The organism is Herbaspirillum rhizosphaerae (assembly GCF_046025915.1).
Taxonomy (GTDB): domain Bacteria; phylum Pseudomonadota; class Gammaproteobacteria; order Burkholderiales; family Burkholderiaceae_D; genus Herbaspirillum; species Herbaspirillum rhizosphaerae_A.
Genome location: NZ_JAQQFR010000011.1, coordinates 177021 through 203897, shown reverse-complemented (window position 1 = coordinate 203897; position 26877 = coordinate 177021). Strand labels below are relative to the sequence as shown.

General features: G+C 55.9%; 24 protein-coding genes. 15 read left to right on the top strand and 9 right to left on the bottom strand.

Annotated elements, in window-relative coordinates; genetic code table 11:
* Positions 1 to 89: 89 nt before the first annotated feature.
* A complete protein-coding gene (locus tag PQR63_RS17505; protein WP_094562458.1) occupies positions 90 to 1067 on the bottom strand; it encodes an ABC transporter substrate-binding protein in 978 nt (325 codons plus the stop codon).
* A gap of 277 nt (positions 1068 to 1344) precedes the next feature.
* On the opposite strand from PQR63_RS17505, the gene PQR63_RS17500 reads away from it, so the two are divergent.
* Both PQR63_RS17500 and PQR63_RS17495 read left to right on the top strand, forming a co-directional pair.
* The gene (locus PQR63_RS17500; protein WP_408169261.1) at positions 1345 to 1698 is read left to right on the top strand and encodes a DUF2946 family protein; all 354 of its coding nucleotides are present in this window, start codon (positions 1345 to 1347) and stop codon (positions 1696 to 1698) included.
* A gap of 59 nt (positions 1699 to 1757) precedes the next feature.
* A complete protein-coding gene (locus PQR63_RS17495) occupies positions 1758 to 2249 on the top strand; it encodes a copper chaperone PCu(A)C (RefSeq protein WP_408169260.1) in 492 nt (163 codons plus the stop codon).
* Positions 2250 to 2360: 111 nt separating this feature from the next.
* Here PQR63_RS17495 and rfaE2 read toward each other — a convergent pair whose 3' ends face one another.
* From rfaE2 to PQR63_RS17480, 3 genes are all read right to left on the bottom strand, one after another.
* Positions 2361 to 2834: a D-glycero-beta-D-manno-heptose 1-phosphate adenylyltransferase gene (gene rfaE2, locus PQR63_RS17490; RefSeq protein WP_408169259.1), complete on the bottom strand. Its 474-nt coding sequence runs from the start codon at positions 2832 to 2834 to the stop codon at positions 2361 to 2363.
* Between the two features lie 140 nt (positions 2835 to 2974).
* Positions 2975 to 3838 carry a ferritin family protein gene (locus PQR63_RS17485; protein WP_198361779.1) on the bottom strand — a complete coding sequence of 288 codons (864 nt, stop codon included), beginning with the start codon at positions 3836 to 3838 and terminating at the stop codon, positions 2975 to 2977.
* 139 nt (positions 3839 to 3977) lie between these two features.
* Positions 3978 to 4847: a PhaM family polyhydroxyalkanoate granule multifunctional regulatory protein gene (locus PQR63_RS17480; protein ID WP_408169258.1), complete on the bottom strand. Its 870-nt coding sequence runs from the start codon at positions 4845 to 4847 to the stop codon at positions 3978 to 3980.
* Between the two features lie 262 nt (positions 4848 to 5109).
* Here PQR63_RS17480 and PQR63_RS17475 point away from each other — a divergent pair, with 262 nt between their 5' ends.
* The 3 genes from PQR63_RS17475 (at position 5110) to queC (ending at position 7904) form a co-directional block, all read left to right on the top strand.
* A complete protein-coding gene (locus tag PQR63_RS17475) occupies positions 5110 to 6207 on the top strand; it encodes a DUF3108 domain-containing protein (RefSeq protein ID WP_408169257.1) in 1098 nt (365 codons plus the stop codon).
* 140 nt (positions 6208 to 6347) lie between these two features.
* A complete protein-coding gene (locus PQR63_RS17470) occupies positions 6348 to 7151 on the top strand; it encodes a DUF3108 domain-containing protein (protein WP_408169256.1) in 804 nt (267 codons plus the stop codon).
* Between the two features lie 33 nt (positions 7152 to 7184).
* Positions 7185 to 7904 carry a 7-cyano-7-deazaguanine synthase QueC gene (queC, locus tag PQR63_RS17465; protein ID WP_408169255.1) on the top strand — a complete coding sequence of 240 codons (720 nt, stop codon included), beginning with the start codon at positions 7185 to 7187 and terminating at the stop codon, positions 7902 to 7904.
* A 121-nt stretch (positions 7905 to 8025) separates the two neighbouring features.
* On the opposite strand, the gene PQR63_RS17460 is transcribed toward queC, so the two are convergent.
* Positions 8026 to 10446 carry a penicillin-binding protein 1A gene (locus PQR63_RS17460; RefSeq protein ID WP_408169254.1) on the bottom strand — a complete coding sequence of 807 codons (2421 nt, stop codon included), beginning with the start codon at positions 10444 to 10446 and terminating at the stop codon, positions 8026 to 8028.
* 360 nt (positions 10447 to 10806) lie between these two features.
* Here PQR63_RS17460 and pilM point away from each other — a divergent pair, with 360 nt between their 5' ends.
* From pilM to PQR63_RS17435, 5 genes are read left to right on the top strand one after another with little or no spacing between them, the layout of a single operon-like run.
* Positions 10807 to 11493: a type IV pilus biogenesis protein PilM gene (gene pilM, locus PQR63_RS17455; protein ID WP_408169253.1), complete on the top strand. Its 687-nt coding sequence runs from the start codon at positions 10807 to 10809 to the stop codon at positions 11491 to 11493.
* Positions 11493 to 12089 (top strand): PilN domain-containing protein, encoded by a 597-nt coding sequence (locus PQR63_RS17450; protein ID WP_408169252.1) that lies wholly within the window; start codon positions 11493 to 11495, stop codon positions 12087 to 12089. Before pilM ends, PQR63_RS17450 begins: the two co-directional genes overlap by 1 nt.
* Positions 12086 to 12712 carry a type IV pilus inner membrane component PilO gene (locus PQR63_RS17445; protein ID WP_408169251.1) on the top strand — a complete coding sequence of 209 codons (627 nt, stop codon included), beginning with the start codon at positions 12086 to 12088 and terminating at the stop codon, positions 12710 to 12712. The genes PQR63_RS17450 and PQR63_RS17445 overlap by 4 nt, the downstream gene beginning before the upstream one ends.
* Positions 12709 to 13263 carry a pilus assembly protein PilP gene (locus tag PQR63_RS17440; protein ID WP_408169250.1) on the top strand — a complete coding sequence of 185 codons (555 nt, stop codon included), beginning with the start codon at positions 12709 to 12711 and terminating at the stop codon, positions 13261 to 13263. Before PQR63_RS17445 ends, PQR63_RS17440 begins: the two co-directional genes overlap by 4 nt.
* Complete coding sequence (locus PQR63_RS17435) at positions 13260 to 15434, top strand: type IV pilus secretin PilQ (protein ID WP_408169249.1); 2175 nt, start codon at positions 13260 to 13262, stop codon at positions 15432 to 15434. Before PQR63_RS17440 ends, PQR63_RS17435 begins: the two co-directional genes overlap by 4 nt.
* Before the next feature lie 204 nt (positions 15435 to 15638).
* Here the strand turns inward: PQR63_RS17435 and PQR63_RS17430 are convergent, their stop codons facing one another.
* Positions 15639 to 15845, bottom strand: a complete 207-nt coding sequence (locus tag PQR63_RS17430; RefSeq protein WP_408169248.1) for a hypothetical protein — start codon at positions 15843 to 15845, stop codon at positions 15639 to 15641.
* A 25-nt stretch (positions 15846 to 15870) separates the two neighbouring features.
* Between PQR63_RS17430 and aroKB the strand changes: the two genes are divergently transcribed.
* From aroKB to PQR63_RS17410, 4 genes are all read left to right on the top strand, one after another.
* Positions 15871 to 17601 (top strand): bifunctional shikimate kinase/3-dehydroquinate synthase AroKB, encoded by a 1731-nt coding sequence (aroKB, locus tag PQR63_RS17425; protein WP_408169247.1) that lies wholly within the window; start codon positions 15871 to 15873, stop codon positions 17599 to 17601.
* An 81-nt stretch (positions 17602 to 17682) separates the two neighbouring features.
* Complete coding sequence (locus PQR63_RS17420; RefSeq protein ID WP_408169246.1) at positions 17683 to 18846, top strand: deoxyguanosinetriphosphate triphosphohydrolase; 1164 nt, start codon at positions 17683 to 17685, stop codon at positions 18844 to 18846.
* A gap of 158 nt (positions 18847 to 19004) precedes the next feature.
* A complete protein-coding gene (locus PQR63_RS17415; protein ID WP_408169245.1) occupies positions 19005 to 20162 on the top strand; it encodes an ABC transporter substrate-binding protein in 1158 nt (385 codons plus the stop codon).
* A 261-nt stretch (positions 20163 to 20423) separates the two neighbouring features.
* Positions 20424 to 21179 (top strand): DUF5610 domain-containing protein, encoded by a 756-nt coding sequence (locus PQR63_RS17410; protein WP_408169244.1) that lies wholly within the window; start codon positions 20424 to 20426, stop codon positions 21177 to 21179.
* Between the two features lie 178 nt (positions 21180 to 21357).
* On the opposite strand, the gene PQR63_RS17405 is transcribed toward PQR63_RS17410, so the two are convergent.
* Positions 21358 to 23709, bottom strand: coding sequence for a Tex family protein (locus PQR63_RS17405; RefSeq protein WP_408169243.1), 2352 nt, complete (start codon positions 23707 to 23709; stop codon positions 21358 to 21360).
* A 260-nt stretch (positions 23710 to 23969) separates the two neighbouring features.
* Between PQR63_RS17405 and pth the strand changes: the two genes are divergently transcribed.
* The gene (pth, locus tag PQR63_RS17400; protein WP_408169242.1) at positions 23970 to 24551 is read left to right on the top strand and encodes an aminoacyl-tRNA hydrolase; all 582 of its coding nucleotides are present in this window, start codon (positions 23970 to 23972) and stop codon (positions 24549 to 24551) included.
* Positions 24552 to 24639: 88 nt separating this feature from the next.
* On the opposite strand, the gene PQR63_RS17395 is transcribed toward pth, so the two are convergent.
* Positions 24640 to 25389, bottom strand: a complete 750-nt coding sequence (locus PQR63_RS17395) for a DsbC family protein (protein WP_408169241.1) — start codon at positions 25387 to 25389, stop codon at positions 24640 to 24642.
* 104 nt (positions 25390 to 25493) lie between these two features.
* A complete protein-coding gene (locus tag PQR63_RS17390; protein ID WP_408169240.1) occupies positions 25494 to 26741 on the bottom strand; it encodes an FAD-dependent monooxygenase in 1248 nt (415 codons plus the stop codon).
* Positions 26742 to 26877 lie beyond the last annotated feature (136 nt).

Here is a 26877-nt window from a genome sequence, read left to right as displayed (position 1 = left end):
CCTCTCCTCGTGTAGTTCTTTATGTGATGCGGTGTGTATGAAAAAGCGCCTCTTGGCGGGCGCTTGTTTTTTCTCAATATTTTGATGACTTATTTAATGACTGTTTTGGCCGACTTTATCAGGTCAGCCGACAAGGTCACGCCCTGCTTTTGTGCTGCGGTCGTATTGACGAACAGTTCCAGCTTGCTGCTGGTGGCCGAAGCGATATCGCCCGGCTTTTCGCCCTTCAGGATACGCGCCACGACTTTGCCGGTCTGACGGCCGAGGTCATAGTAGTTCACGCCCAGAGCAGCAATCGCGCCGCGCTTGACGCTGTCGGTATCGGAAGCCACCAGCGGGATCTTGGCGTCGTTGCCGACTTTGACCAGCGCCTCGTAGGCCGACACCACGTTGTTGTCGGTGTTGGTATAGATCACATCGACCTTGCCGATCAGGCTCTTGGCGGCGGAGCCGACATCGACGCTGCGCGGTGCGGCGGCTTCAACCAGGCTGATGCCGGACTTGCCCAGCAGTTCTTTCAATGCCTTCACGACGACGGCGGAATTGGCTTCGCCCGGGTTGTAAACCATGCCGACGCGCTTGACGTTAGGCACGACGCGCTTGATCAGGTCGACTTGCTTTTCCAGTTCCAGCAGGTCGGACACGCCGGTGACGTTGGTGCCAGACGGCTTCCAGTCCTTGACCAGTTGCGCAGCAACCGGGTCGGTGACGCCGGAGTAGACGACAGGAATCGATTTGGTGGCGGCCACGACGGCTTGGGCCGATGGTGTCGCGATGGCAACGATGGCGTCAGGCTTGTCGCCGATGAACTTGCGGGCAATCTGCGCAGCCGTACCGGTGTTGCCCTGAGCGCTTTGGTATTCCCACTTCAGGTTCTTGCCGGCTTCGAAGCCTTCGTCCTTGAGTTCATCCTTGACGCCGTCACGAACTGCGTCAAGAGCAGGATGCTCAACAATAGCTGTGACCAGGACCGTTTTGTCCGCTGCGAAAGCCGGCGCGGAGCAGACCGCAGCCAAAGCCAGGGTGCTAACTAAAGTGCGCAACGACAATTTTTTGATGCTGGACATGAGTGTCTCCTCAAAATTATTAGGTGAAAGCGACAAAAGACGGTAAGTCTAGCCTAGCGCCTGCCAACAATCAATTTACGTAAACAATTTTGAAGCATGCCCGAAACGGCTATCGGGCGCGCCATCACCATCAAAAATCGACCATCCGGCACGATCTTTCGCACATCCGTTCTTATTTATCGCAAAACCGGCCGAATATTGCATGACAGACGCCAAAAGCGACTCGTATTGAGGGCTGAGAAAAGCACGAAAACCTCAATTGATATAATCTGCGCCCATGCCAACCGCCCTTCGCTCCTTCGCCGCCTGGATTGCCATCGCCTGCCTCGCGTTCGGCAGTCTGTTGCCGCTCGCCTCCGCGGCAACGGCCAAGATACCGGCATCCGCCATGGCGATTTGCTCCACCAGTGCGAGCGCATCGTGGCAGAACCCAGGCTCTCCCGGCGGTCAGGCGGCGCACACCCATTGCACTTATTGCAGCAGCGGTCAGCCCTACGTATTGAATTTACCAGGAAGCAATGTTGATGCATTCCGGGCAACATCGGCGTATCTGATTGCACCGACGCCTGAACGGGATGGCTTTCAGCACTTATCGAGAGCAGACAATCGGGCTAGAGCACCGCCGATCTGAGTGTTCTACCTCTCTGTGCATCAGCCTCCCGACTTACTCACCACATTCAAAGGATTCTCATGTCTTACCGTCATTTACTCACTCTCGTTGCCGCCCTCGCCCTGACTGGCACCGCCTATGCGCATGATTACAAGGTCGCAGAATTGCAAGTCGGCCATCCATGGGCGCGCCCGACCGTGCCGGGTCAACCCTCCGGCGGCGCTTACTTGAGCATTGAAAACAAAGGCAAAGCTGGCGACAAGCTGATCGCGGTCGCCTCCCCCATCGCCAAGTCGACCGAAATCCACACCATGTCCATGGAAGGCAATGTGATGAAGATGCGCGAAGTCGGCAGCATCGACATCAAGCCAACCGAAAAAATCGCCATGCAGCCGGGCAACGGCTATCACATCATGCTGATCGGCCTGAGCCAGCCGCTGAAGGCCGGCGACAAAATCCCGATGACGCTGACGTTTGAAAAAGCCGGCAAGCTGGAAGTCTCAGTCTACGTCGAAGACAAGACAGCCGATAAAGGCGGCGACAAGGGCGGCATGGAACACATGCACCATTGATCGGTAGTACGTTCAGTAGCAAACCCGATTCAGGAAACGGGCAATAAAAAAGCGGCCCTCGGGTCGCTTTTTTATTGCCGGCATTGCTGCCGGGCTCTGACCTGGCTGCGTTTATTTGCGCACCTTGGCCAGCAGCTTGGTAGTGGAGCGATCATGCTCAAAAGCGATGGCCACCGACTTGCCGCCATAGACCGCGACGGCTTGCCCTTCAGGAATGGCCGCCATGTCGTAGTCGCCGCCCTTCACATAAATCTGCGGACGGGCTTCCTGCACCACTTCCAGCGCCGTATCTTCGTCGAAAGGCACCACCAGCGACACCGACTCCAAGGCAGCCAGCACCGCCATGCGATCATCGCAAGTATTGATCGGACGGTCGTCGCCCTTGCCAAGGCGTTTGACCGAGGCATCGGTATTGGCAGCTACCACCAGCGACGCGCCTTCTGCACGCGCCTGCGCCAGATAGGTCACGTGACCGCGATGCAAAATATCGAACACGCCGTTAGTCAGCACGACCGGCTGCGGCAACGCAGCGACACGTGCTTTCAGTTCGGCACGGCTGCAAATCTTCTTCTCAAAATCGCTCATCGGGTTCTTTCTCCTGTTCTGGCTACGCACAACGCTGCTGCCATGCGCGCTTATTCACACTGTTTTTCCAAATAAAAAAGCCGCACGTAGTGTGCGGCTTTCGTCGTCAGACTGCAAGCTGATCAGAGTCAGGCAAAAAATCAGGCAGCAGCAGGTTGCACCGGTGCTGCCGGCGCCATGCGGGTAACGATTTCCTTGCGATAACGGTTGAGTTCTTGCACGGTTTCAAAGGTGCGCTCAAACAGCAGGGACATGTTGTGCAGAATGCGGTCGACAACCTTCTTTTCCCACTCGCTGTCGAACTTGATCTGCGTGTCGAGCCAATGTTCCAGCCACTCCGGATCCGGCAGGCGGCTTTGCACGGTGTCGTTCGGGAACAGCGCCTGATTGACGTGCAGGTTGGTCGGATGCAGAGGCTTTTCGGTGCGACGAGCGGATGCCATCAGCACGCCGATCTTGGCAAAGGCTGCACGTGCAGTATCGCCGACTTCGACCAGGGCCTTTTTCATGTAGCGCAGGTAAGCGCCGCCGTGGCGTGCTTCGTCCTGGCTGATGATCTTGTAGATTTGCTTGATGACAGGTTCGGTGTGCCAGTCGGAGGCGCAGCGGTACCAGTGATTCAGGCGGATTTCGCCGCAGAAGTGCATCATCAGGGTTTCGAGCGGAGGCGCTGGATCAAATTCGAAGCGCACGTTGTGCAGTTCTTCTTCCGTCGGCGCAAATTCCGGCTTGAAGCGGCGCAGATATTCCATCAGCACCAGAGAGTGTTTTTGTTCTTCGAAGAACCACACCGACATGAAAGCGGAAAAGTCGCTGTCACCGCGGTTGTCGCGCAGGAACATTTCCGTTGCAGGCAGCGCCGACCATTCAGTGATCGCATTCATGCGAATGGTCTGGGCTTGCTCGTCGGAGAGCATCGACGCATCGAATTTATCCCAAGGAATATCTTTATCCATATTCCAGCGGACTTGTTCGAGCGATTTAAACAGTTCTGGGTACAGCATTCTGACCTTGCCTATGATTTAACTTGTTGATTTTACCAAGAGTTTTCCCCATCCCCATACTAAAACGGCTACGTTTCAGAATGATGACAAGCGACAAAGTGGCACACATTTGCGGACAAATGTTGTTGTTTTGCGCCGATCAAGGGGATTTTGGCTTGCGGGAGGCTGGCTTGGATTGGCGAGATTGTACAACAGTCGATTTGGCGCGTGTTCGCGGTTTGGCCTCAGCCTTGGGTTTTGTTGTTTTTTTCGGCCCTGTCGATGCGCTGCTGGCCTTGCTTGTGGCCTTGCCGGCTGGCTTAGTAGCAGGTTTAGTTGCAGGCTTGGCGGCCGGTTTGGATTTTGCAGCATCTTTCCCCGCAGGAACCTGATCGGCAAGCACATTGCCGACGGCTTGCTGAAATTGCTCCTGCAACAGATTCCACCAGGCGTTTGGATTCGCCATCGACGCCTGAAAATCCGGAGCAGGTATCGGATTTGAGGCAGTCTCCGGCTTTTGCCCGGCTGCCTCGGACGCCGCAGCGGCGTCTTTGCCCTTTGCGGACAAATCCTCCGGCATGTCTTCGTCGGCGCCTTCTTCGTCCTCTTCGTCTTCCACAGCAGGTTCGGGCTGCGGTGTCGAAGCGCTGCGCGGAGGGTCCTTCTTATCTTCTTTCTGTGACTCTGCCGCTTGCGGCGGCCAAGCTGGAAAACCGAACGGCGAAGCGGCTTTCGCAGCCTTCGCTGCTTCATCAGCATCACGCGGCGTCAGAATCGCCCCCATCGCCTGCAAAGTCGACAAGGTGGCGCTTTGCACCTCGAGGGTCTGGATGGTCGCGCGCAGCATGTTCATGTTGAGTTCCAGCCATGACGCGACAGTTTTGAGATCGGCGATCTTTTTGTTGATTTCTTCGACCGAAAGCGATGGGATGCCCATTGCCGGCGTGCCCATGCTGCCCCACATCTTACGCATGAATTCCATGGTGTCGGCAATCGATCCGGCGCCAGGCATGTTGTTGTGATTCAGCATTTCAGTCTCCTGTCGGTACACGCAACTTACGCTCAATTGAAACATCTGCCGCCGCTATGCCGCTGCTATGCAGAAAGTGCCTTGATCATGCACTCCTTCCTCATGCGGCGCAACAACGTCGCCACTAGGAAACATGCACTCTCGTCATCAACGATAAACGTTTTAGTCGAAAAATCGCATTGTACGTCGTTTGAATTGCGCGTTGCCGCATTCATACCCGGTAAAACAAGGCACTATTCAAGAGCCGCGATACACTTACGCCATGACAGAAACAAAGGCTTTCCCTTCGAGCAGACGATGGCGCATTGTGGCGCTGATCGTCTGCACCATCTTGCTGCATGTGCTGGCGATCCATTGGGGCGCAGCCTCGTTCAACGCCGCCAAGGCTGACGATCAGGCGTCAACGAGCATGAACGTGACGCTGGTGCAGCTGGAACAGCCAAAACAACCGGTATCCCTGCCGGTTGCAGCCAAACAGAAACCGCCAAAACCACGGCCGACGCCAGTCCCGAAAGCGCCTCCACCGACGGAGGAGCCGACAAGTTCCATCGTCGAAACATCCTCAGCGCTGGTTCCCGATGCTCAGCCTGGACCGGCTTTAGGAGAAACTGCTGCTGCCGCAGCGCTGGCAGCAGATGCATCAACGCCCAGCCCTGCTGCCGACAAGACCACGCCAAAAACGGAACAAGGCACGCAATATCAGTTCGATCCGCCACCATCGGCTGATCTGGAATACGACGTCCATGCTTTTTTCGATAATCTGGATTGGCACGGCACCAGCACGCAAATCTGGAAAACCGGGGATAACCGTTATTCCGTTGACGGCGAAGTCTATGTCCGCATGTTCGCCAAGATCACCTTCCTGACCTACTCCAGCCAGGGCGACCTCAACGAGTTCGGTGTCTCTCCCGAGATCTATACGGAAAAGAAACGCAACCGCCCGGCGACCAACACGCATTTCAACCGTGAACGCAATCTTGTGAGTTTTTCGTCCTCCACCATCACGTATCCCCGTGTCGGCGGTGAGCAAGACCGCGCCAGCATCATCTGGCAACTTGCCGCGATTGGTCGGGGCGATGCGTCCAAATTCGCGCCAGGAGCGGTCATCGACATGTTTGTCGCAGGCGTGCGGGATGGCGAGGTATGGCGCATGCAAATCATTGGAAAAGAAGAAATCCGCCTGTCCGACGGCGCGCATCAGGCCTGGCACGTCGTACGCCAGCCTCGCCCTGGCTCCTACGATCAGCGGCTCGACATCTGGCTGACTCCGGACAAGCAGTGGTATCCGGCGCGTTTGAGGTTCACCGAAACAAATGGAGATTATTTGGAGATGTCGTTGTCCAATCTCAAAACTCGGTAAACTAGGGTTTTTGGCCGAGGTCCCCGACAGACCGCACCTCGCCCCGCACCGCTCCGAAAAACCGTAGGCACAGCTCCCGCCATGTCACTGCAATAGCAGATTGCCCGCCGGACAGTTGTCGAATTTTCAAGTGAATCCACATGCTGATATCTACTACCCCGCGCCGCGCATTCCGTACACTCTCGCGGCTGCTTGGCACTCTGCTTCTGACGAGCGCCGCTGCATCCGTTTTCTCCACTCCCGCCTTGGCTGCAGATCCCGCTGAGCATCCGGTGATCAAGCGCAAGATCAGCCTGCCGCCATCGGCCGAACTCCACTACAATATCGAGGCCAAGCAAAGTGGCCTGCAAGTCAACGGTGAAGCGCTGGTCAAATGGAGTAACAGTGGCGCCAAGTACATCGTGACTACGGAAACCCGCGCCATGATGCTGGGCAAAATTCTCGAAACCACTAGTGAAGGCGACATCGACAGCTATGGTCTGGCGCCGACACGTTTCGTCGACAAACGCTTCCGCCGCGAAGCATCGACCACGACTTTCAATCGTGAGACCAACGCCATCACCTTTACGCAATCGGCCGAAACATATCCGCTGAAAGGTGGCGAGCAGGATCGCGCCAGCATCATCTGGCAACTGATCGCCGTCGCCCGCGGCAATGCCGACAAATTCACCCCAGGCTCGGAATGGCTGTTCTTCGTCGCCGGCCCGCGGGATGCCGAGCAATGGAGTTTCAAGGTGGTCGGCCGTGAAAAGATCAAGACCAAGCAAGGTGAGCTCAACGCCGTCCACGTGCTGCGCGCACCGCCTCCGGACGACAAGGGACAAAAGCTGGATATCTGGCTTGCACCATCGTCGGACTGGTATCCTGCACGCTTGCGCTTTACCGATCCAGATGGCGATTTCATCGAACAGACGCTGGATACCGTTAACAAGAAACCCGGTTAAGATTTAAAAAAGATGAATGTCGGAAACAACAACATGAACACTCCCCGCCCCTCTCTCTCGCATCGCGCGCTGGTATTGTTCAGCGGCGGCCAGGACTCCACCACTTGCCTGGCCTGGGCATTGTCCCGCTACGACAAAGTCGAAACCATTGGTTTCGACTACGGCCAGCGTCATGCCATTGAGCTGAAAGTACGGCCCACACTGCTGGAAAAGATGCGCGGCTTCTCGCCTGAATGGCAAAAAAAACTTGGCGAAGACCACATGATCGATCTCTCGCTGATCAGCGATATTTCCGATACGGCATTGACGCGCGACGTCGCCATCTCGATGCAGGAAAATGGGCTGCCGAATACCTTCGTACCGGGACGCAATCTGCTCTTCATGACGGTAGCGGCGACCGTAGCCTATCGGCGAGGACTGGATGTTTTGGTCGGCGGCATGTGCGAGACGGATTTTTCCGGCTATCCGGATTGCCGTGACGATACGATGAAAGCACTGCAAGTCGCGCTGAATCTTGGCATGGCCACGAGGTTAAAAGTAGAAACACCGCTGATGTGGATCGACAAGGCGGCAACCTGGCGTCTGGCCAATGAACTGGGCGGGAAAACGCTGGTGGATCTGATCCGTTCGGACACGCACACCTGTTACCTCGGCGAGCGCGGCGCGCTGCATGACTGGGGCTATGGCTGCGGCACCTGCCCGGCCTGCGACCTGCGTGCGCGTGGTTATCAGCAATACACGCAAGCAGCGTAAGCAGTTCTCAAAACAGTTTTCGCGGCATAAAAAAACGGCAGGATCGGGATCGCCCCGCCTGCCGTTTTTCTTTGCTGCTGCGCTTTCGGGGCGCAACAGCAAATCAGTCCTCAAATCTGTATCAGAACAACTCGTTCTTCATCTGATTTTTGGCTTTTTCCTCTTCCGGCGACGCAGTCGTACCGTGGTCGCCCATACCCAGATCACGCACGCTGGCGTTTGGTGGATATTCCGAATAGTAGTATTCACCACCCGACTCAATCAGGCCGCTCGGGACAGTACGATCGACCATCGGCGCATCCTTGAGTGCCTTCTGCATGTAACTGATCCAGATCGGCAGGGCCAGGCCGCCACCGGTTTCGCGATCACCGAGGCTCTTCGGCTGGTCATAGCCCATCCATGCGATACCCACAAGATTCGGCTGATAACCGGCGAACCAGGCATCCATCGAATCATTGGTGGTACCAGTCTTGCCTGCGAGGTCGGTACGCTTGAGCGACAAGGCCTTGACCGCAGTACCGTGACGCACGACGTCGCGCAGCATGCTGTCCATCACGAAGGCATTGCGCGCATCGATAACACGGTTGGCTTCGTCACCGGACTTGGCCGGTTGCGCTTCGGACAGGGTGTTGCCGTTGTTGTCGGTGATCTTGGAGATCAGATAAGGATTGATCTTGTAGCCGCCGTTGGCGAACACAGAATACGCGCCCACCATCTGCAACGGCGTCACCGCGCCGGCACCCAGCGCGAGGGTCAGGTAAGGCGGATTCTTGTCGGCATCGAAGCCGAAGCGCGTGATGTATTCCTGCGCATACTTGACGCCGACGCGCTCAAGAATACGGATCGACACCAGGTTGATCGATTTTTGCAACGCGCGACGCATCGAGATCGGGCCTTCGAACTTGCCGCCGTAGTTCTTCGGCTGCCATACCTGGCCACCGGTCTGGGTGAAGGTCAAAGGCGCATCGTTGATGATGGTGGCCGGCGACAAACCTTTTTCCAGCGACGACGAATAGATGAAAGGCTTGAACGACGAACCAGGCTGACGCCACGCCTGAATCACGTGATTGAATTTGTTGCGATTGAAGTCGAAGCCACCCACCAGGGCACGCACCGCACCGTCATTCGGATTGACCGAGACAAAAGCCGATTCGACTTCGGGCATCTGCGTGACGATCCAGTTCTTGCCATCCTGGAAGACGCGAATAATGGCACCGCGCTTGATCTTCTTTTGCGGAGGCGCTTTTTCGCTCAGCAGGTTGCCGGCAAAACCGAGACCGGAGCCGGAAATCTTGATCTCGTCACCGGTGGCCAATACTGCGGTGATTTCCTTGGTAGTCGCTTCCAGCACCACGGCGGCAACCAGATCGTCGCTGTCAGGATGATCGGCCAGCTCAGACTCGATCGCATCGTCGGCCTCCTCCTTGGAGGTGGCCGGAATCTCCATGTAGCCTTCCGGACCGCGATAGCCGTGGCGGCGCTCATAGTCGATGATGCCGCGGCGCAGCGCCAGATAGGCAGCGTCCTGATCTGCCTTGGTGATGGTGGTGAACACGTTCAGACCGCGCGTGTACGTGTCGTCCTTGAATTGTGCGTAGACCAGCTGGCGCGCCATTTCAGAAACGTACTCGGCATGCACACCGAAAGCGGTGCTGTCGGTCTTGACCTTCAGCTCTTCGTCCTTGGCCTGCGTATATTGCTGGTCGGTGATGTAACCGAGCTGACGCATGCGCAGCAGGATGTATTGCTGACGCGCATGGGCGCGCTTGGGATTGACCACCGGATTGTAGGCCGACGGCGCTTTCGGCAGACCCGCCAGCATGGCCGATTCGGCGATGGTCAGTTCCTTGAGCGATTTGCCGAAATAAATCTGTGCAGCAGAGGAGAAACCATATGCGCGCTGCCCGAGGTAGATCTGATTCATGTAGACCTCAAGGATCTGATCCTTGGTCAGATTACGCTCGATCTTCCAGGCCAGTGGAATTTCGTAGAGGAATTTACGCGAGGCCTTTTGCAAGAACGTCGGCTCGTTACTGGTCAGGAAGAAGTTACGCGCCACCTGTTGCGTGATCGTACTGGCGCCACCACTACCGCCCGACAGATTGGCGAAGCTGGCGCGCACGATACCTTGGTAGTCAACGCCACCGTGCTCGTAGAAACGATCATCTTCGATCGCCAGCACAGCCTTTTTCATGATGTCCGGAATATCTTTGATGTGCACGAGGTTGCGGCGCTCTTCGCCAAACTCGCCGATCAGTACGCCGTCAGCGGAAAACACACGCAGCGGGATCTTGGGACGGTAGTCGGTCAGCGAATCGAGATCCGGCAGCTTCGGATAGGCCAGCGTCACCACAAACCCCAGCACGAGCACCGCCATGAGCACCAGCGCCACCAGCGTGCCGACCGTCCCCAGCAAAATGCGGATGACCGGATGCAAACGTTTCTTGGTCTTGGGAGCAGCGACAGGAGTGGTTGGTTCAGGGCTAGGCGCGGCAGCAGGAGCTGGAGTTGGCGCTTTGCCGTTGTTTTCAGGGGTGGTCATGCGTTGAGGCTGGGCTTGAGAAAGACAATCCTCGCATTATAACGACTTGCAAGGAGGGAAAATCCGGCAATTGCTCGGCAATTGTGTGGCAATCGAGACGAATCCCGATCCGGGCGGAGCGCCAACGTGCGCTTGCCGACGCAGCAGCGGACGAGAAGCGGTGTTCTGAGAGCATTTTCGACAATAAGTTTCTCTTTTGCGTTGTAAAACGGTTTTTATTACTTGAGAGAAAATTTCTTTACAGACAACAAATCTTGTTGCTAGGATGCCGCATGTTGCAATAATGATAATTATTATCATCACTATCCGGTTCACCATGATTGTCTTGATAAAACTTCCCCGACCGCCAGAAAGTCTGACGTGATTGATCTCACGCGACTCCTCCGACTGCCAAACTCAAGCTTTGTCGGCATCGATATCGGCCGCGACGCCGTGCGCATGGTAGAGCTGTCTCGCAACAAGGCCGCTGCCTTTTGCCTGCAAAACTATGGTAGCGAACATCTCATCGCTGGCACCGTCGACGACGAAGACATTCACGATCTGGAACACGTCATGGCCGCAGCGCAGCGCTTGTGGCAGCGATCGCACTTCACGGCGCGCAAGGCTGCAATTGGTATCCCGCCCAGCGCAGTGACCACCCATGTCTTCGCTACAGATCAAGCGAACACCGAGGGTCAGCGGGAGCAACTCGCTGAAGGACACATCGCCGCTTTGCTGGACTATAACGTTGCGGATGCGTGCATCGATTTTTGCACCATCGAACCGGCATCAATGCCTTCCGGCCAGATCAATATGCTGGTCGCCGCAGCGCGCAGAGACTGCGTTGAAGACCGCCTCGCGGTAGCAGAATCGCTCGGCCTTCGTACAACCGTCGCCGATGCCGAGAGTTACGCCAGGCAAAGCGCATTGCAGTTATCCGGTGCAAGCGAGAATGCAAACCCGTTTGCCGGCATGGCCCTGGCAGCCGGCATTGATCCCGCACATTTGCTGGTGGAAGCGTCCGCTTACCTGGTCGCTTGCGGACTGGCGTTGCGAGGGTTTGACTGATGGTAAAACTCAACTTCCTTCCGCATCGACTGACCGAGAACAAGAAACGGCAACAGCGCTTCTATGGATGGTTAGGAGGCTTCATGACGACTGGGATCGTCGCCGTGCTGGCGGTCGGGATGACCCTCGATCAGCAGATCACGCAACAAAGCCTGCTTATGCAAACACTTCAAATGGAGCACGGCAAACTCGATACGGAATTGAACGATGCAAAAATCCTTCACGCCAAAATTATCGACCTGACGCAGCGACGACAAGAATTGATGAGGTTGCGTCTGCGACAAAATCAGACGACTCAGCTGCTGCAAACACTGGCAGATCAGACTCCGTCCAACGTTCATCTGCAAACCTTGAAACAGCAAGCCGCGCGCATTACGCTCAACGGCAATGCTCCTGCGCCTGCTGACATCTTACAGTTCGTGGCAAGTCTTAACCGCGGCATGCTGACGCAAGTCACATTGACGGATATCAGCACCGCGCGCCCGCAGTCGGGAAGCGACATTCCGGGCAGTACCAGTCATCGCTTTGTCATCACCGCAGAGATCATGGCTCCGGCAACGAACTTAGCCATACACAACAGCAAAGCCGCGCAATGATCAGCTTTCGACCGGAACGATTCTTGCCTTTTGGCCATCCCGCAGATTGGCCGAGAGCCTGGCAAGCACTGATCTGCTTCGGCGCCTTGGCGCTGGTCGTTTTACTGGGATGGCATTTTCATCTGCAACCCGACATGGCTCGCTTGGCCAGATATGAGCAGGAAGAACAAGCGCTGAAAAACACCTACGTGGCAAAAATTAAAATCACCGCCAGCTTGCCGTTACTGCATCAACAGCAACAACAGGCAGCCGATGCACTACGCCAAGTACAGCAACCTCTCGTCGCGCAGGAAGAGCGCAACACACTGCTGCAAGACATCGCGTCAGCCGCACGAACACATGGCTTGTTGCTTGAATCCATCAGACCCGGTCAGATGGAAATCAAACCGGACTACACAAGCTACGCCATCGGCATGCGACTGAGCGGCTACTATCACGCACTGGGGAGTTTCGCTGCCGACATCGCTGCCATGCCATACATCGTCACGTTGAATGACCTGCAGCTCACGGTGAATGCCGATGGCACCGTCGTCATGGACGTCGTGGCGGTGAGCTATCACCGGGGTACGACGGCAAGCGACTCCGACGAGAACAGCGATGTATCGTTGAGAAGATCACAATGAAGCGACGCATTCACTGCAACAGCGCTCTCAGGCTCTCGCTGACGTTGATATTTGTCGCAGGGGTGAGCGCCTGTGCCGACCACGAAACGAGCGCGCAGCTGCAGGCATGGATAAATGCTCTGCGCAGCAACAGAACTGCATTGCCGCCGCAAGCAGTTACTTCGTCGACATTCCTGCCACTGACCTACCAAGCGGACACTGATCACACACCTTTCGGCCGAGTCCAGACTATTGCGTCCGTGGACGCCAACGAGCCAGACACGACTCGCGCCCGCCCTAGACAACGAGGCGGTGTCCAAGCGCTGGAAGAATTTCCTCTGGAATCCATACAAATGGTCGGAACGATTTCCCGAGATGGTCGCCACCACGCATTGCTTCGCGCCAATGGAATAGTTTATATGGCCCGCGTCGGCGATTATGTGGGTAAGGATTTCGGCATGATCCTACGCATTTCCGATAGCGAAATCGAACTGGAAGAACTGCTGCCAGCCGCGGAGAGACGATGGACGATCCGTCAGGCAACACTGGCATTACAAGGATCTGGAAAATGAATCAGCACGCCGACATCTACAGCGCATGCAAACTCAATGTGCATTATGTCGCCACCGCACTTGTCACGACATCTGCGATATCTGCCTTCCTGGTTTCGCTGGCTTTGCTCTTACTTCTGAGCTGCAGCTTCGCAGCCTCCGAGGCCAACGCTCAGACGCATGACACACGAAATGCCATTCTCTCGATCGACGCAGCGAAAGCAGGAAAATACATCGAAGTGCGCATCAGACTGCGCAACCCACTGACATCCACACCACCGCATTTCTCCACGGCCAATCCGGCGCGCATTGCAATCGACATTCCCGCTACCGATAACGCAACAGAAGCATCAAATCGGACCGTCAATCTACACGCCCTGCGCTCCTACGCCATCGCGCAATCGGAAGAGCGTAGCCGGATTGTTTTCATTCTCGGGCAAGCAATGCCTTATACCCTCAGCATAGAAGATAATCTCCTGCTGCTGCGGATCGAGGCTCTCCCGTCATCCAACGTACAAGTCAACGCGATACCATCGCCGCCACAATCTCTTCCGATGCTGAAGAACATTGATTTCCGGCGCGGATCGCAAGGGGAAGGCCGCATCGTCGTTGATCTTCCCGGCACCTCCACCATGCTCAATATCCGGCAGCAGGGAAAGCAGTTGATCGCAGAATTGAGCAACACCGGTCTGCCGGAATCTCTGCGTCGCAACCTAGATGTCAGTGATTTCGGCACGCCGGTACGAAACATACGCAGCACGCAAGAGTCATCCAATGTACGCATACTGATTGATGCCGAAGGAGCGTGGGAATACAACGCCTATCAAAAAGACACGCAACTCGTCATTGACCTCCATACACCCTCCGAAAGGGGGAAACGTACACAGCAATATCGCGGCGAAAAACTGTCGCTGCATTTTCAAAACATTGAAGTGCGCGCCATCCTGCAAGTCATTGCAGATTTCACCGGCCTCAACATCATTACCAGTGACAGCGTCGGCGGTGCACTGACTTTGCGGCTCAAGGACGTTCCTTGGGATCAGGCGCTGGATATCGTGTTGCAGGCACGCGGTCTGGACATGCGCCGCAACGGCGGAGTCATCTGGATTGCACCACACGCCGAATTGCTGTCCAAGGAAAAATTGGAGCTCGAACAACGTGCGCAAATCGCCGACCTCGAGCCCTTGCGCGCGGAAGTGTTCCAGTTGAATTATCAAAAAGCGGACGCATTCCGCAAGGCGTTCGGTATCAGCGATGACGTCAGCGGCAACACCGTTCACGGCAACAGCCACAACAGCATCCTGTCGCGACGCGGCAGCGCCATGGTGGATCAACGCACCAACCAGTTGTTCATCACGGATACGCCATCCGTCCTCGATAACATCCGCAAATTGCTGGAAAAAGTGGACATCGCATCGCGCCAGGTCTTGATCGAGGCGCGCATTGTCGAAGCCGATGATTCATTCAGCCGCAATCTCGGCGTGCGGCTCGGCTTCTCGACAAAGGCAAATGGTTTCGCCGCAGGCAATACTTACAACAGCGTAGGAGAACTGGCCGGTCTGACACCAGCCACGCCGACCTCCTATGCCAACAACCACGCAGTCAATTTGCCGGCGTCTGCCATCGGCGGCGCCCACGCCGGCAGCTTTGCGCTGAGCCTCTTCAACGCTGCTGCAAATCGCTTTCTCAACCTTGAGCTGTCGGCACTGGAAGCGGACGGCAAGGGAAAAATCGTGTCCAGTCCACGCGTTGTCACCGCCGACCAGCAAGCCGCCCTGATCGAGCAAGGGGAAGAAATTCCCTATCAACAAGCCACAAGCAGCGGAGCGACATCGACAGCGTTCAAGAAAGCCAATCTCAAGCTTGAAGTCACACCGCAAATCACGCCTGACGGCAACGTCATCCTCAGTGTCGACATCAACAAGGATAGCCGCGGGACGGCTACGCCAGGCGGTCTGGCCATCAATACCAAACACGTCAAAACGCTGGTACAGGTTGAAAATGGCGGCACCGTCGTCATTGGCGGGATATACACCCAGACCGAGTCGACGACGGTTTCCAAGGTTCCATTGCTGGGTGACATTCCTGTCTTCGGCAATCTATTCAAAAGTACGAGCAGAATCGATGAAAAAACGGAATTACTAATCTTCCTGACGCCAAAAATCGTGCTGGATCAGCGTTTTTCACGCTGAAACCAGCCTTAAGCCATCTTTTTCCCGATATTTTCACGACAACACTGCAACAGACGGTAAAATCGACGGTTGCAGCCCGTTGCCGTGGGAAGGCGCACAAAACATGCCAAGAACATGCTTGCCTCCTGCACGCAACAGGCCTTCGGACAATCCCGCAGCGAACCGAGAACTCATTTCATGAATATCCGTGAGATGCGTACTTACTCAAAGAGGCACTGGCAAGGCCTGCGACGCCTCGCGTGGCGGCCCCACGCGCAAGGAGCGCAACGCAGCCAGTGCCTCTTTGAGTAAGAACCCGGAGGGAACGTCCTGTTTTGGCGTATTGCTGCGTTGCGCCTCTTGCCAAGGGAACCACCCTTGGCTGCGCAACGCGCCTTGCACTACATCCCAAACAGGATCGTTCGCACTCATGGATATTGATGAAATGAGTTCTAGTATGAATGGAAGCATCTTTCTTGTCGGCCTGATGGGTGCCGGTAAGACAACCATAGGGCGTGCCCTGGCGAAAAAATTGAACAAGCGCTTCGTCGATTCGGATCACGAGATCGAGTCGCGTACCGGCACAACCATCCCCGTGATCTTCGAGATCGAAGGCGAGGAAAGTTTTCGCAGGCGTGAAGCTGACGTCATCCGCGAACTGAGCGCCCAGCAAGATATTGTTCTTGCCACCGGTGGTGGCGCCATTCTGCGCGCCGAAACACGTGAATACCTCAAACAGCGTGGCACCGTGATATATCTGCGCGCGGGCATCAATCAGATCCTGCAACGCACCGGCCGCGACAAAAACCGGCCACTGCTGCAAACAGCGGATCCACGCCGCAAGCTCGAAGAACTGTCGCGTCAGCGCGATCCTTACTACCGCGAAGTCGCCGACTTCGTCATTGAAACCGGCCGCCCGAACATACAATTTCTGGTGCAATCCATACTGAGCCAGCTTGAACTCACGCCAAAGCCGACTGCCGACATGTTAATGGCAGAGGCCGGGCCTGAAAGCGCAGCTACTGCGGCGACCTCATCTACATTTGTCTTTGCATCAATCAACACCATTTCAGCCGAATCCACCATGACTGCATCTACCCATTCCACCATTGCCCTGCAAGTTGACCTGGGAGAACGCAGCTATCCGATAACCATCGGCTACGGCCTGCTGTCCAATCCAGAATTGCTGACGCGCCACGTCGCCGGCAAGCGTGCCGCCATCGTCACCAACGACAAGGTCGGCCCGCTCTATCTGGCACAAGTGCAGAAACTGCTGGAAGACGCAGGCAAGCAAGTCACCGCCATCGTATTGCCGGACGGCGAAGAAGAGAAAACCTGGAACAGCCTGATGAAGGTGTTCGATGTGCTGCTCGCTGAAAAATGCGATCGCAAGACCACCATGATCGCACTGGGCGGCGGCGTCATCGGCGACCTGACCGGCTTTGCCGCAGCGTCGTACATGCGTGGCGTGCCTTTCGTTCAAATCCCGACCACGTTGCTGTCACAGGTCGACTCTTCAGTTGGCGGCAAGACGGGCATCAATCATCCGCTCGGCAAGAACATGATCGGCGCCTTCTATCAGCCGCAAGCCGTGATCGCCGATACCGCGACGCTGCACACGCTGCCGGCACGCGAACTGTCGGCCGGCCTGGCTGAAGTCATCAAGCATGGCGCCATCATTGACGCGCCCTTCTTCGACTGGATCGAAGCCAACATCGACAAGCTCGTCGCCAAGGACAATGCCGCACTGGCGTATTCGATCCAGCGCTCCTGCGAAATAAAAGCAGAGGTTGTGCGTCAGGATGAACGCGAAGGCGGTCTGCGCGCGATTCTCAACTTCGGCCATACCTTCGGCCACGCCATCGAATCAGGCCTCGGCTACGGCGAATGGCTGCACGGTGAAGCTGTCGGCTGCGGCATGGTGATGGCGGCCGATCTGTCGCAACGCCTCGGCTTCATCGACATCGCCACCAAGGATCGCCTGACCGCGCTGATCAACGCTGCCGGCCTGCCGGTCGTCGCACCGAATCTCGGTACGCAGCGTTGGCTGGAACTGATGGAAGTCGACAAGAAAAATGAAGGCGGCCAGATCAAGTTCATCCTGATCAAACCGCTCGGTCAGCCACTGATCACCAGCGTGCCGCAAGACATCCTGCTGCAAACACTGGCAGCATGTACGGAGAATTGACGCCGATTTGACGCTGATCTCCTGTCCCGCTGTCCCTGTTTTGTGCTGCATTGAAGAACCTTCATGAAATGAGTTCCTGACATGACCCAAGACGCGCCGCTCCAATTAGCTCCCTACGCCGCACACGCAGCAAAATCGGCAGGTCGGCGCTTTCCGGAACCGGCGCCCGGTTCGCGCACTGAGTTTCAGCGCGACCGCGACCGTATCGTCCATTCCACAGCATTCCGCCGTCTCGAATACAAGACACAAGTCTTCGTCAATCACGAAGGCGACCTGTTCCGTACACGTCTCACCCACAGTATCGAAGTCGCACAGATCGCGCGATCCTGCGCGCGCAACCTGCGCCTGAATGAAGACCTGGTGGAAGCCATTTCACTGGCGCATGACCTTGGTCATACCCCCTTCGGCCATGCAGGTCAGGATGAGCTCAATAGCTGCATGAAAGACTTCGGCGGCTTTGAACACAACCTTCAGAGCCTGCGTGTAGTCGATGATCTGGAACAGCACTATGGCGCTTTTGACGGTCTCAACCTGACCTTCGAAACGCGCGAGGGCATCCTCAAGCATTGTTCACTGCCCAACGCGCGGCAACTCGGCGCGATCGGCCAACGCTTTATCGACAAGAAGCAACCGGGGCTGGAAGCGCAACTGGCCAATCTCGCCGATGAGATCGCCTACAACAATCACGATATCGATGATGGTTTGCGCTCCGGCCTGCTGACGCTGGCACAACTGGGCGAAGTGGATTTTTTCGCGCGCCATCAGCACGAAGCGGCGCAAGCCTATCCGGGCATTACCGGCCGCCGCGCCATCAATGAAACCGTGCGGCGCATGATCAATGCACTCATCGTCGACTTGATCCACACGTCGCAGGCCAACATCGCCGCCGTCGATCCGAAGAGTATCGACGATGTGCGCAATGCGGTGCCACTCATCGCCTTCTCTGAACCGATGAAAGAAGAGGCTGCGATCCTCAAGCGCTTCCTGCGCCAGAATCTGTATCGCCACTATCAGGTCAATCGGATGACCAGCAAGGCGCGCCGCATCATTGCCGAGTTGTTTCATGCGTTCATTTCCCAACCCAACCTGCTGCCGCCGGACTATCAGGTTGCGGTGCCGGTAAGCGGCGAAGACGACGATACGCGTCGGCGCCAGGCCCGCAAGGTAGCCGATTACATCGCAGGCATGACGGATCGCTATGCCATGCGTGAACACCGCCGCCTGTTCATGGTGGAAGAACTTTAGTAGAAAATTCAGAATAATTTTTAATAGTCTGCAAATCTATTTCTCTTTTTCTGACTATTTCTGCCCCCCTTGTTGCGCAGCCTCTTTCGATTGCTACCATCTAGCGACTATTTTTTCGACGTCTCGACTGCGGAAGAATATTTAATCTGGAGGCAATCATGCAGAAATGCGCTCAACACCGGACTCGCCACCTCGGTGCAATCATCCTTTTCCTTCTCGGCGCACTTGCTTGTCGCCATGCAAGCGCCGTCGACGAACGCCCTCCGGACAACCCGATCATCATCGGCCAGTCCACCGATCTGAGCGGCATCTACGCTCAGGTTTCGCGTCAGTTCAACCTGGGTGCCAATGTCTATTTCGCCCAGCTCAATGCACGCGGTGGAATTCAGGGACGGCCTGTCCGCCTCCTGACCATGGACGATAAAAACGATCCTGAACTAGCGTTAAAAAATACACAGGAATTGGTCAACGAACAAAAGGCGCTAACCCTGTTTGGTTACGTGAGCGCCAAAACTGCTGCAGCCGCTCTGCCTTTCATCACCGAGCAGAGAATCCCGTATTTCGCCCCGGTGTCAGGCGCAAAACTTCTCTATACCCCGTTTAATCGCCACATCTTTACCATTCGTGCGAGTTATGTCGACGAGTATCGCCACCTGCTGCCGCGTTTCGCCCAGATAGGTCTCAAACGCGTGGCGATCTTCAACGACACTGCGGGCCTCCCGCATCGCGCATTGATGCAGAGCCTGATGGCCGAAGCTAACATCCAGCTGGTTTCTTTTGAAAGCGGCCTGGGGATGGATGTCGGCAAAACTGCCGACAACCTTTTGCAATCCAAACCCGATGTCGTCATGCTCATGAGCATTTCGCATGACATCAGCAGCTCGCTGATCAAAAATCTGCGTAGCAAGGGCTACCTCGGCTACTTCTACTGCGCCTCGCTAGTATGCAGCCCCTTGTTGACGGACGAACTTCAAAACGCCGCTACCGGTATGCTCATCACGCAGATCGTCCCGTTTCCTTGGAAAGCGACCCTGCCGATTGTCGGTGAATATCAAAAAGCGATGACCAAGGCTGGCATCAAAAAATTCAACTATTTGAGCCTGGAAGGTTATATCGCCGCCAGAGTTCTGTCCGAAGGTCTGGTACGCGCAGGTCCTCACACAACACGCGAAAAATTGATTGCCGCTTTGGAAAATCTCAATGGCAAGAATTACAAGAACGATGGATATCCCATCAACTTTTCGAGCACAAACCACCAAGGTTCAACCTACGTCGACCTGACAACCGTGGGAAAAGCGGGCCTGATCGTGAATTAGCGCGACATTACTCTTGCGCAAGAAAGGAAACAATCGTTCACGATGCCGGCAGGGGGATACCAAACCTTAGGGGGACGGCGCTTTTAAAGCGAAAAATCTTCAATTTCCACGAAAACGATACGTATTGTCTCGGATCTGCTCGCAAAGTCCTACATCGAAAATCGACTTTCTGACCTTCAGATTCCTTTTCTAATGCCGTAAGTTGGGGATGGACTGCCGTACTATTCCCTCTTTTGTGCGGTCCTTGTACAGGAGACTGCCATGGCAATCAGCACCACCGACATCAATACTTTAAGCACCACCCCAAAGACCAACAACCTGCCGGCCAATACGGCGACTGACGCCAGCGACACCGCGACCGGCACCGGCGCAACTACCGGTGCTGATGGCGCTACGCAAACCAAATTGACTCCGGAAATTGCAAAACAGCAATTGAATGCATCGATTCTGCAGGCATCGCTGGAAGTATCGATCAGCTCACAAAACGATCCGCTGGCATTGGTCTACAAGTCAGCCATTGAAAACCTCAATGACATTCTGAAGCCGCAGCTTGGTGAAAATGCAATCCAGAACGCAGCGTCTCAGGACAACAGCCCTGAAGCGACTGCAGGGCGCATTCTGTCGTTTATCAAAAGCACATTCCAGATGTTCAGCCTCAATAACTCCAAGAGCGCGGACGGCACGGATGCGACCAATAGCCCCGATACCGGCACCGACAATAACGCTGCCTTTGACAATTTCATGAGCCTGATTCAAAAAGGCGTCGACCAAGGCTTCAGCGAAGCGCGCGGTATCTTGTCTGGCCTGAATGTACTCAATGGCGACATTGCCAGCAACATCGACAAGACTTACGAGATCCTCAAAAAAGGTATCGCCGATTTCGTCGCATCGATCAAGAATCCAACCACCGATGACGGCTCGACACCAGCAACCGGCGACGGCAGCAGCTCCACGACCACAACCGTCTCGGTTTCTGTTTCTGTCACGGCGAGCCGAACCGAAATCATCAATTACTAATTCGACGTTTCTCGATTCTGCCGCGCTGGTTGGAGGCAACAAGCCAACATGGAATATAAAATCAGCACAATAAAATAGACGTAAAAAAAGACGCGGCATGCCGCGTCTTTTTCTTTACTCCTGATTCACACCAACTCAACGCTTTCCTGAAAAAACGCTGATTTTTTTGGTAGCAGGCTTAACCCTTCAACTTGGCAAACGCCGCCGCCATGGCGTTATTTGCAGGTGCTTGCTGACGTGATTGCTGTCCCTGATGCTGCGACAGACGACGTGCGTCGTTGCGATCGCCACGCTGCTCCGGCTTGCTGCCGGCGACCGGTGCGCTATCGGACAAACGCATCGTCAGCGCAATACGCTTGCGCTTCTCGTCGACTTCCAGCACTTTCACCTTCACAACCTGACCAGCTTTCACCACCGTATGCGGATCCTTGACGAAGGTATTCGACAACGCCGAGATGTGCACCAGACCATCCTGATGCACGCCGATATCGACGAAGGCGCCGAAGGCTGCCACGTTGGTGACCACGCCTTCGAGAATCATATCCGGGCGCAAGTCCTTGATCTCTTCCACGCCATCCTTGAAGGTAGCTGTCGTGAACTCAGGACGCGGATCGCGGCCTGGTTTTTCCAACTCTTTCAGGATATCGGTCACGGTCGGTACACCGAATTTTTCATCGGCATACTTGGTCGGGCTCAAGGACTTCAACAGTGCGGCTTCGCCGAGCACCCCTTTGACGTCCTTGTTGATATCGGCCAGGATTTTTTCTACCAGCGGATACGATTCCGGGTGGACTGCCGAAGCGTCCAGCGGATTTTCACCGTTCATCACGCGCAAGAAACCTGCGGCCTGTTCAAACGTCTTGTCGCCCAGACGAGGCACGTCGCGCAATGCAGCCCGCGAAGCAAACATGCCCTTCATATCGCGATACGACACGATGCTTTGCGCTACCGCAGCGTTCAGACCCGACACACGCGCCAGCAACGGTGCTGATGCGGTATTGACGTCCACGCCGACGGCATTCACGCAATCTTCGACAACGGCATCCAGCGAACGCGCCAGTTGCGATTGGCCGACATCGTGCTGATACTGGCCGACGCCGATCGACTTTGGATCAATCTTGACTAACTCCGCCAACGGATCTTGCAGACGACGTGCGATCGACACTGCACCGCGGATCGACACGTCCAGATCAGGCAATTCTTTCGACGCGAATTCGGACGCCGAGTAGACCGACGCACCGGCTTCCGACACGACGATCTTGGTCAGCTTCAACTCAGGACGCATCTTGATCAGGTCTTGCGCCAGCTTGTCGGTTTCACGCGATGCAGTGCCATTGCCGATTGAGATCAGCGACACATTATGCTTCTCAGCCAGCTTGGCCAGCGTGTGCAGCGAACCTTCCCAGTCATTGCGCGGTTGATGCGGGAAAATTGCCGTGGTGTCGACTACCTTGCCGGTCGCATCGACCACCGCCACTTTGACGCCGGTGCGCAGCCCTGGATCCAGACCCATGGTGGCGCGTGGGCCGGCAGGCGCAGCCAGCAACAGATCTTTCAGATTGCGGGCGAAGACGTTGATCGCTTCCGCTTCGCTGCGCTCGCGCAGGCCGGTCATCAATTCTGTATCCAGATGCATGAAGACCTTGACGCGCCACGCCCAGCGCACAGTATCGGACAGCCACTTGTCGGCCGGACGGCCCTTGTTGCTCACGCCGAAGCGCGCAGCAATACGGCCTTCGCATGGATTATGCGGTGCATCCCACTTCGGCTTCTCTTCTTCCGTATCCAGACGCAGGGTCACGGTCAGCATTTCTTCACGGCGGCCGCGGAACAAGGCCAGCGCGCGGTGCGAAGGAATGGTGCCGATGGTTTCTGAGTAGTCAAAATAATCGGCGAATTTTTCACCTGCATCCTGCTTGCCTTCAACCACTTTCGACTCAACCACGCCGTGGTCCGTCAGGTACTCGCGCAGCGATTGCAGCAGTTCCGCATCTTCGGAGAAGCGCTCCATCAGAATCTGGCGCGCGCCGTCCAGCGCAGCCTTGGTATCGGCCACGCCAGGATTGTCGCCGTTGTCGGTAGTGAAGGCCGGCTTGAGGTACTTTGCAGCTTCTTCTTCCGGGTTCAGCATCGGGTCGTTCATCAGCGCATCGGCCAGTTCCGTCAAACCGGCTTCTGCTGCGATCTGGGCCTTGGTACGGCGCTTTGGCTTGTACGGCAGGTACAAGTCTTCGAGACGGGTCTTGTCTTCGGCATGGACGATGGAATCCAGCAGTTCCGGCGTCATCTTGCCTTGCTCTTCGATCGACGCGATGATGGCCGCGCGGCGGCTTTCCAACTCACGCAGATAGCGCAGGCGCTCTTCCAGCAAGCGCAATTGGATGTCGTCCAGCCCGCCGGTGGCTTCCTTGCGGTAACGCGCGATAAACGGCACGGTCGCGCCTTCGTCGAGTAAGGCAATCGCGGCGGCAACCTGCACCGGTTTGGCGACGAGTTCAAGAGCTAAACGTTGTTCGATGGAAGGCAACATGACAATGAAATCCGGGAATTGAAAAACAAGCGTTGGATGATACGCAATTCAACCGCATGCGCCAATCTTGACAGGGCTTATTTCTTGCCAAATAGATGAAATAAATCGCTTGCATCTAGGCGCACAAGCGGTTTGGGGCGGGTTAGGGAGATTTTCTGGCTATTTTTTTGACAATACATCGTCATAAATTTCACGCCAATTGGACGAGGCGATTCGATATCCGCGATAATCCTCGCTTTAATGTTAATTCTTTATCCAGCATGTCTATCCGTCTCATCGTGGGACTCGGCAATCCCGGCCCGGAATACGAGCAAACCCGGCACAATGCCGGCTTCTGGCTGGTAGACAATCTCGCCGGTAGCATCCGTCTTGCGCGCGAAACCCGCTTTAACGCGCTGGCCGCGAAAACATTCATCAGCGGCAATGAAGTCTGGTTGCTCGAACCGCAGACTTTCATGAATCGTTCCGGACAATCGGTCGGTGCACTGGCGCGTTTTTACAAGATTGCACCGGAAGAAGTGCTGGTCGTGCACGATGAACTGGATATTCCGCCCGGCAGCGCCAAAATCAAGAAAGGCGGCTCTTCAGGCGGGCATAACGGCCTCAAGGACATCACCGCCGCGCTCGGCACGCAAGACTACTGGCGCCTGCGCATCGGCATCGGCCATCCGCGCACCATGGGCCTGCAACAGCCTGTCGCCGACTTCGTGCTGCATCGTCCACGCAAGGAAGAACAGGCCTTGATCAATGAAGCCATTGAGAAGAGCCTCGATGCAATTCCATTGCTGTGTGAGGGCAAGTTTGAAGCCGGCATGATGCAGCTGCATACAGCGGCGAAATAGTCTCGCCTCACACGGAACCCGACGCCCAAATAAAAACGCCGGCAGCGTGCATCAAGCAGGCTGCCGGCGTTTTCAACTCTTCAGCAAATTACTTCAATGTAGAAAACTTCTGCTCCAGCGTCTTGGCGTCAATCGCGCCAGGAATACGCGAGCCGTCCGCAAAAATAATGGTCGGCGTACCGGTGACCTTCATCTTCTGGCCCAGCGCCAGTACTTGCTCATGCGGTGCATTGCAGGATGCCGGCGCAGCCGACGCTTCCTTGCCGTTCATCATCCAGTCGCTCCAGGCCTTGCTCGGATTGGCGGCACACCAGATATTGCGCGACTTCTCAATCGAATCCTGCGCAAGGATGTTGTACTGGAAGGTATAGACGGTCACATTGTCGACTTCTTGCAAAGTCTTCTGGAAGCGCTTGCAATAACCGCAGTTCGGATCCTCAAACACGGCGATGAAACGCTTGCCGTTGCCCTTGACGGTCTTGATCGCCAGATCCAGCGGCAGGTCGGAGAACTTCACCTTGTTGATCGCCTGGATCTTTTCCTTGGTGAGGTCGCGATAGGTTTGCGAATCGACCACGCGGCCGATGAACAAGTATTGCGCCTTGGCATCCGTATAAATCACATCGCCATCAACCTGCACTTCATAAAGACCGGAGTACGGCGTCTTGGTCACGGCTTCAACCTTGGCGCCTTCGCCGAGACGCGGCTCGATCAGTTTTTTGATAGTGGCTTCGGTGGTATCGGCAGCGCATGCCGAACCGCCGACACAAGCCAGAAACAATCCGGCAGCGGCCACAACTGCGGAGAGTGCGGCGGGAAGTGCAAAAATCTTTTTCATGTTTATTCCAATGGAAGGACAGTCTCGTCGCAACCGGTTTCGCAGCAATATCTTGTCTGCCAGCCGGCTCATGCAAATTCTGCCCACACTATAAGTTAAATCGATTAAGTCCGTTTGCCGAGCGCGTGGGCCATCAAACGCCGCTTTAAGACAGGCAGGTGATTCACCAAGTTCAATCCCAGATTACGCACCACGCGCAAGGGTTCAATATTGGTTTCAAACAGGCGGGCCAGACCGTCGGTCGCCAGTTGCATGAGCAAAACTTCTTCCTTGCGAGCACGTGCATAACGGCCCAACACGCGTGCATCGCCGCAATCACGCTGCGGCTCGCGCGTGCTGATGACGTTGAGCAACGCGGCAACATCGGCAAAGCCGAGGTTCATGCCATGTCCGGCCAGCGGATGAATCACATGCGCCGCATCGCCAATGAGCGCCACGCGTGCCGCAGTCATCGCGTGGGGCTTCACCAGCGTCAGGGGAAAATCACGCACCAGCTCCGGCTCCAGCGGCGTCAGTGCGCCCAGAACGGAACCGGCATATTTGGCCAGATGTTGCGCCAATTGTGCAGCGGGCTGGCGCAGCAAGGTTTCGGCCAACGCATCCGGCGCCGACCACACCAGCGACACGCGCTGCCCCGGCAACGGCAACAAGGCCACGATGCCTTCGGTCGCGGTGAACCATTGATAAGCTACGCCCTGATGCGCTTTCTCGCACGCAAAATTGGTGACGATGGCGCGTTGGCCATAGGCGCGATAGTCGAGTCCGATGTCGCATTGCCCACGCACCCATGACTGACCGCCGTCTGCACCAACCAGCAAAGACGCTTTCAGCACGTCGCCGCTTTCCAGTTCCAGATCCACACCCTGCGCATCCGTGCGCAGCGACACAGCGCGACCGTTGATCACACGCACATTGGGAGAAAATCTCAGCGCCGCATCGAGCGCGCCATTCAAATTGCGATCCTCCACGATCCAGGCCAATGCATCGACATGTGCCGAGTACGCATCAAAGGCCAGCTTGCCCGCATGATTGTCGCCGTCGCCGAAGACTTCCATACCATCCACGGCAGCCACACGCGATGCATCGAGCGCATCCCAGACCTTGATGGAAGAAAGCAAATCACGCGCGATCTGATTCACCGCGTAGACACGCACATCCCAGCTCGACTGTTCGACGGAGGTCGCGTGCGACTGAACCGGTGCCAGCAAATTGACACGCAGGCCCGCTTGCGCCAAAGCCAACGCAGCCGTCTTGCCGATCGCGCCATTGCCGACGATGCAGATATCGCTGGACTGCGCATCCGTCACCTTGCGCGCAGCGGCCGAAGAGGAATTTAATGTATGACCATTCATGGGACAGCATTATAAACGGCTTCACGGCATGACCTTCCTTGATCTCCATCACAAGAAACTCAAGGAAATGCCGCATAAATAAAGGCCTGCGAGCCGACAGCAAATGGAAAACAAATGGGCCGAACAAACTTTTTAT

Excerpts from the sequence above, each read along its gene's own strand:
- PQR63_RS17485 (WP_198361779.1), bottom strand. The coding sequence starts at position 3,838 with ATGCTGTACCCAGAACTGTTTAAATCGCTCGAACAAGTCCGCTGGAAT.
- PQR63_RS17460 (WP_408169254.1), bottom strand. The coding sequence starts at position 10,446 with ATGACCACCCCTGAAAACAACGGCAAAGCGCCAACTCCAGCTCCTGCT.
- pth (WP_408169242.1), top strand. The coding sequence starts at position 23,970 with ATGTCTATCCGTCTCATCGTGGGACTCGGCAATCCCGGCCCGGAATAC.
- PQR63_RS17415 (WP_408169245.1), top strand. The coding sequence starts at position 19,005 with ATGCAGAAATGCGCTCAACACCGGACTCGCCACCTCGGTGCAATCATC.
- PQR63_RS17450 (WP_408169252.1), top strand. The coding sequence starts at position 11,493 with ATGGTAAAACTCAACTTCCTTCCGCATCGACTGACCGAGAACAAGAAA.
- PQR63_RS17395 (WP_408169241.1), bottom strand. The coding sequence starts at position 25,389 with ATGAAAAAGATTTTTGCACTTCCCGCCGCACTCTCCGCAGTTGTGGCC.
- PQR63_RS17440 (WP_408169250.1), top strand. The coding sequence starts at position 12,709 with ATGAAGCGACGCATTCACTGCAACAGCGCTCTCAGGCTCTCGCTGACG.
- PQR63_RS17390 (WP_408169240.1), bottom strand. The coding sequence starts at position 26,741 with ATGAATGGTCATACATTAAATTCCTCTTCGGCCGCTGCGCGCAAGGTG.
- rfaE2 (WP_408169259.1), bottom strand. The coding sequence starts at position 2,834 with ATGAGCGATTTTGAGAAGAAGATTTGCAGCCGTGCCGAACTGAAAGCA.
- PQR63_RS17505 (WP_094562458.1), bottom strand. The coding sequence starts at position 1,067 with ATGTCCAGCATCAAAAAATTGTCGTTGCGCACTTTAGTTAGCACCCTG.
- PQR63_RS17470 (WP_408169256.1), top strand. The coding sequence starts at position 6,348 with ATGCTGATATCTACTACCCCGCGCCGCGCATTCCGTACACTCTCGCGG.
- PQR63_RS17445 (WP_408169251.1), top strand. The coding sequence starts at position 12,086 with ATGATCAGCTTTCGACCGGAACGATTCTTGCCTTTTGGCCATCCCGCA.
- PQR63_RS17435 (WP_408169249.1), top strand. The coding sequence starts at position 13,260 with ATGAATCAGCACGCCGACATCTACAGCGCATGCAAACTCAATGTGCAT.
- PQR63_RS17475 (WP_408169257.1), top strand. The coding sequence starts at position 5,110 with ATGACAGAAACAAAGGCTTTCCCTTCGAGCAGACGATGGCGCATTGTG.
- PQR63_RS17500 (WP_408169261.1), top strand. The coding sequence starts at position 1,345 with ATGCCAACCGCCCTTCGCTCCTTCGCCGCCTGGATTGCCATCGCCTGC.
- queC (WP_408169255.1), top strand. The coding sequence starts at position 7,185 with ATGAACACTCCCCGCCCCTCTCTCTCGCATCGCGCGCTGGTATTGTTC.
- PQR63_RS17430 (WP_408169248.1), bottom strand. The coding sequence starts at position 15,845 with ATGAGTGCGAACGATCCTGTTTGGGATGTAGTGCAAGGCGCGTTGCGC.
- PQR63_RS17480 (WP_408169258.1), bottom strand. The coding sequence starts at position 4,847 with ATGCTGAATCACAACAACATGCCTGGCGCCGGATCGATTGCCGACACC.
- PQR63_RS17405 (WP_408169243.1), bottom strand. The coding sequence starts at position 23,709 with ATGTTGCCTTCCATCGAACAACGTTTAGCTCTTGAACTCGTCGCCAAA.
- aroKB (WP_408169247.1), top strand. The coding sequence starts at position 15,871 with ATGAATGGAAGCATCTTTCTTGTCGGCCTGATGGGTGCCGGTAAGACA.
- PQR63_RS17420 (WP_408169246.1), top strand. The coding sequence starts at position 17,683 with ATGACCCAAGACGCGCCGCTCCAATTAGCTCCCTACGCCGCACACGCA.
- PQR63_RS17495 (WP_408169260.1), top strand. The coding sequence starts at position 1,758 with ATGTCTTACCGTCATTTACTCACTCTCGTTGCCGCCCTCGCCCTGACT.
- PQR63_RS17410 (WP_408169244.1), top strand. The coding sequence starts at position 20,424 with ATGGCAATCAGCACCACCGACATCAATACTTTAAGCACCACCCCAAAG.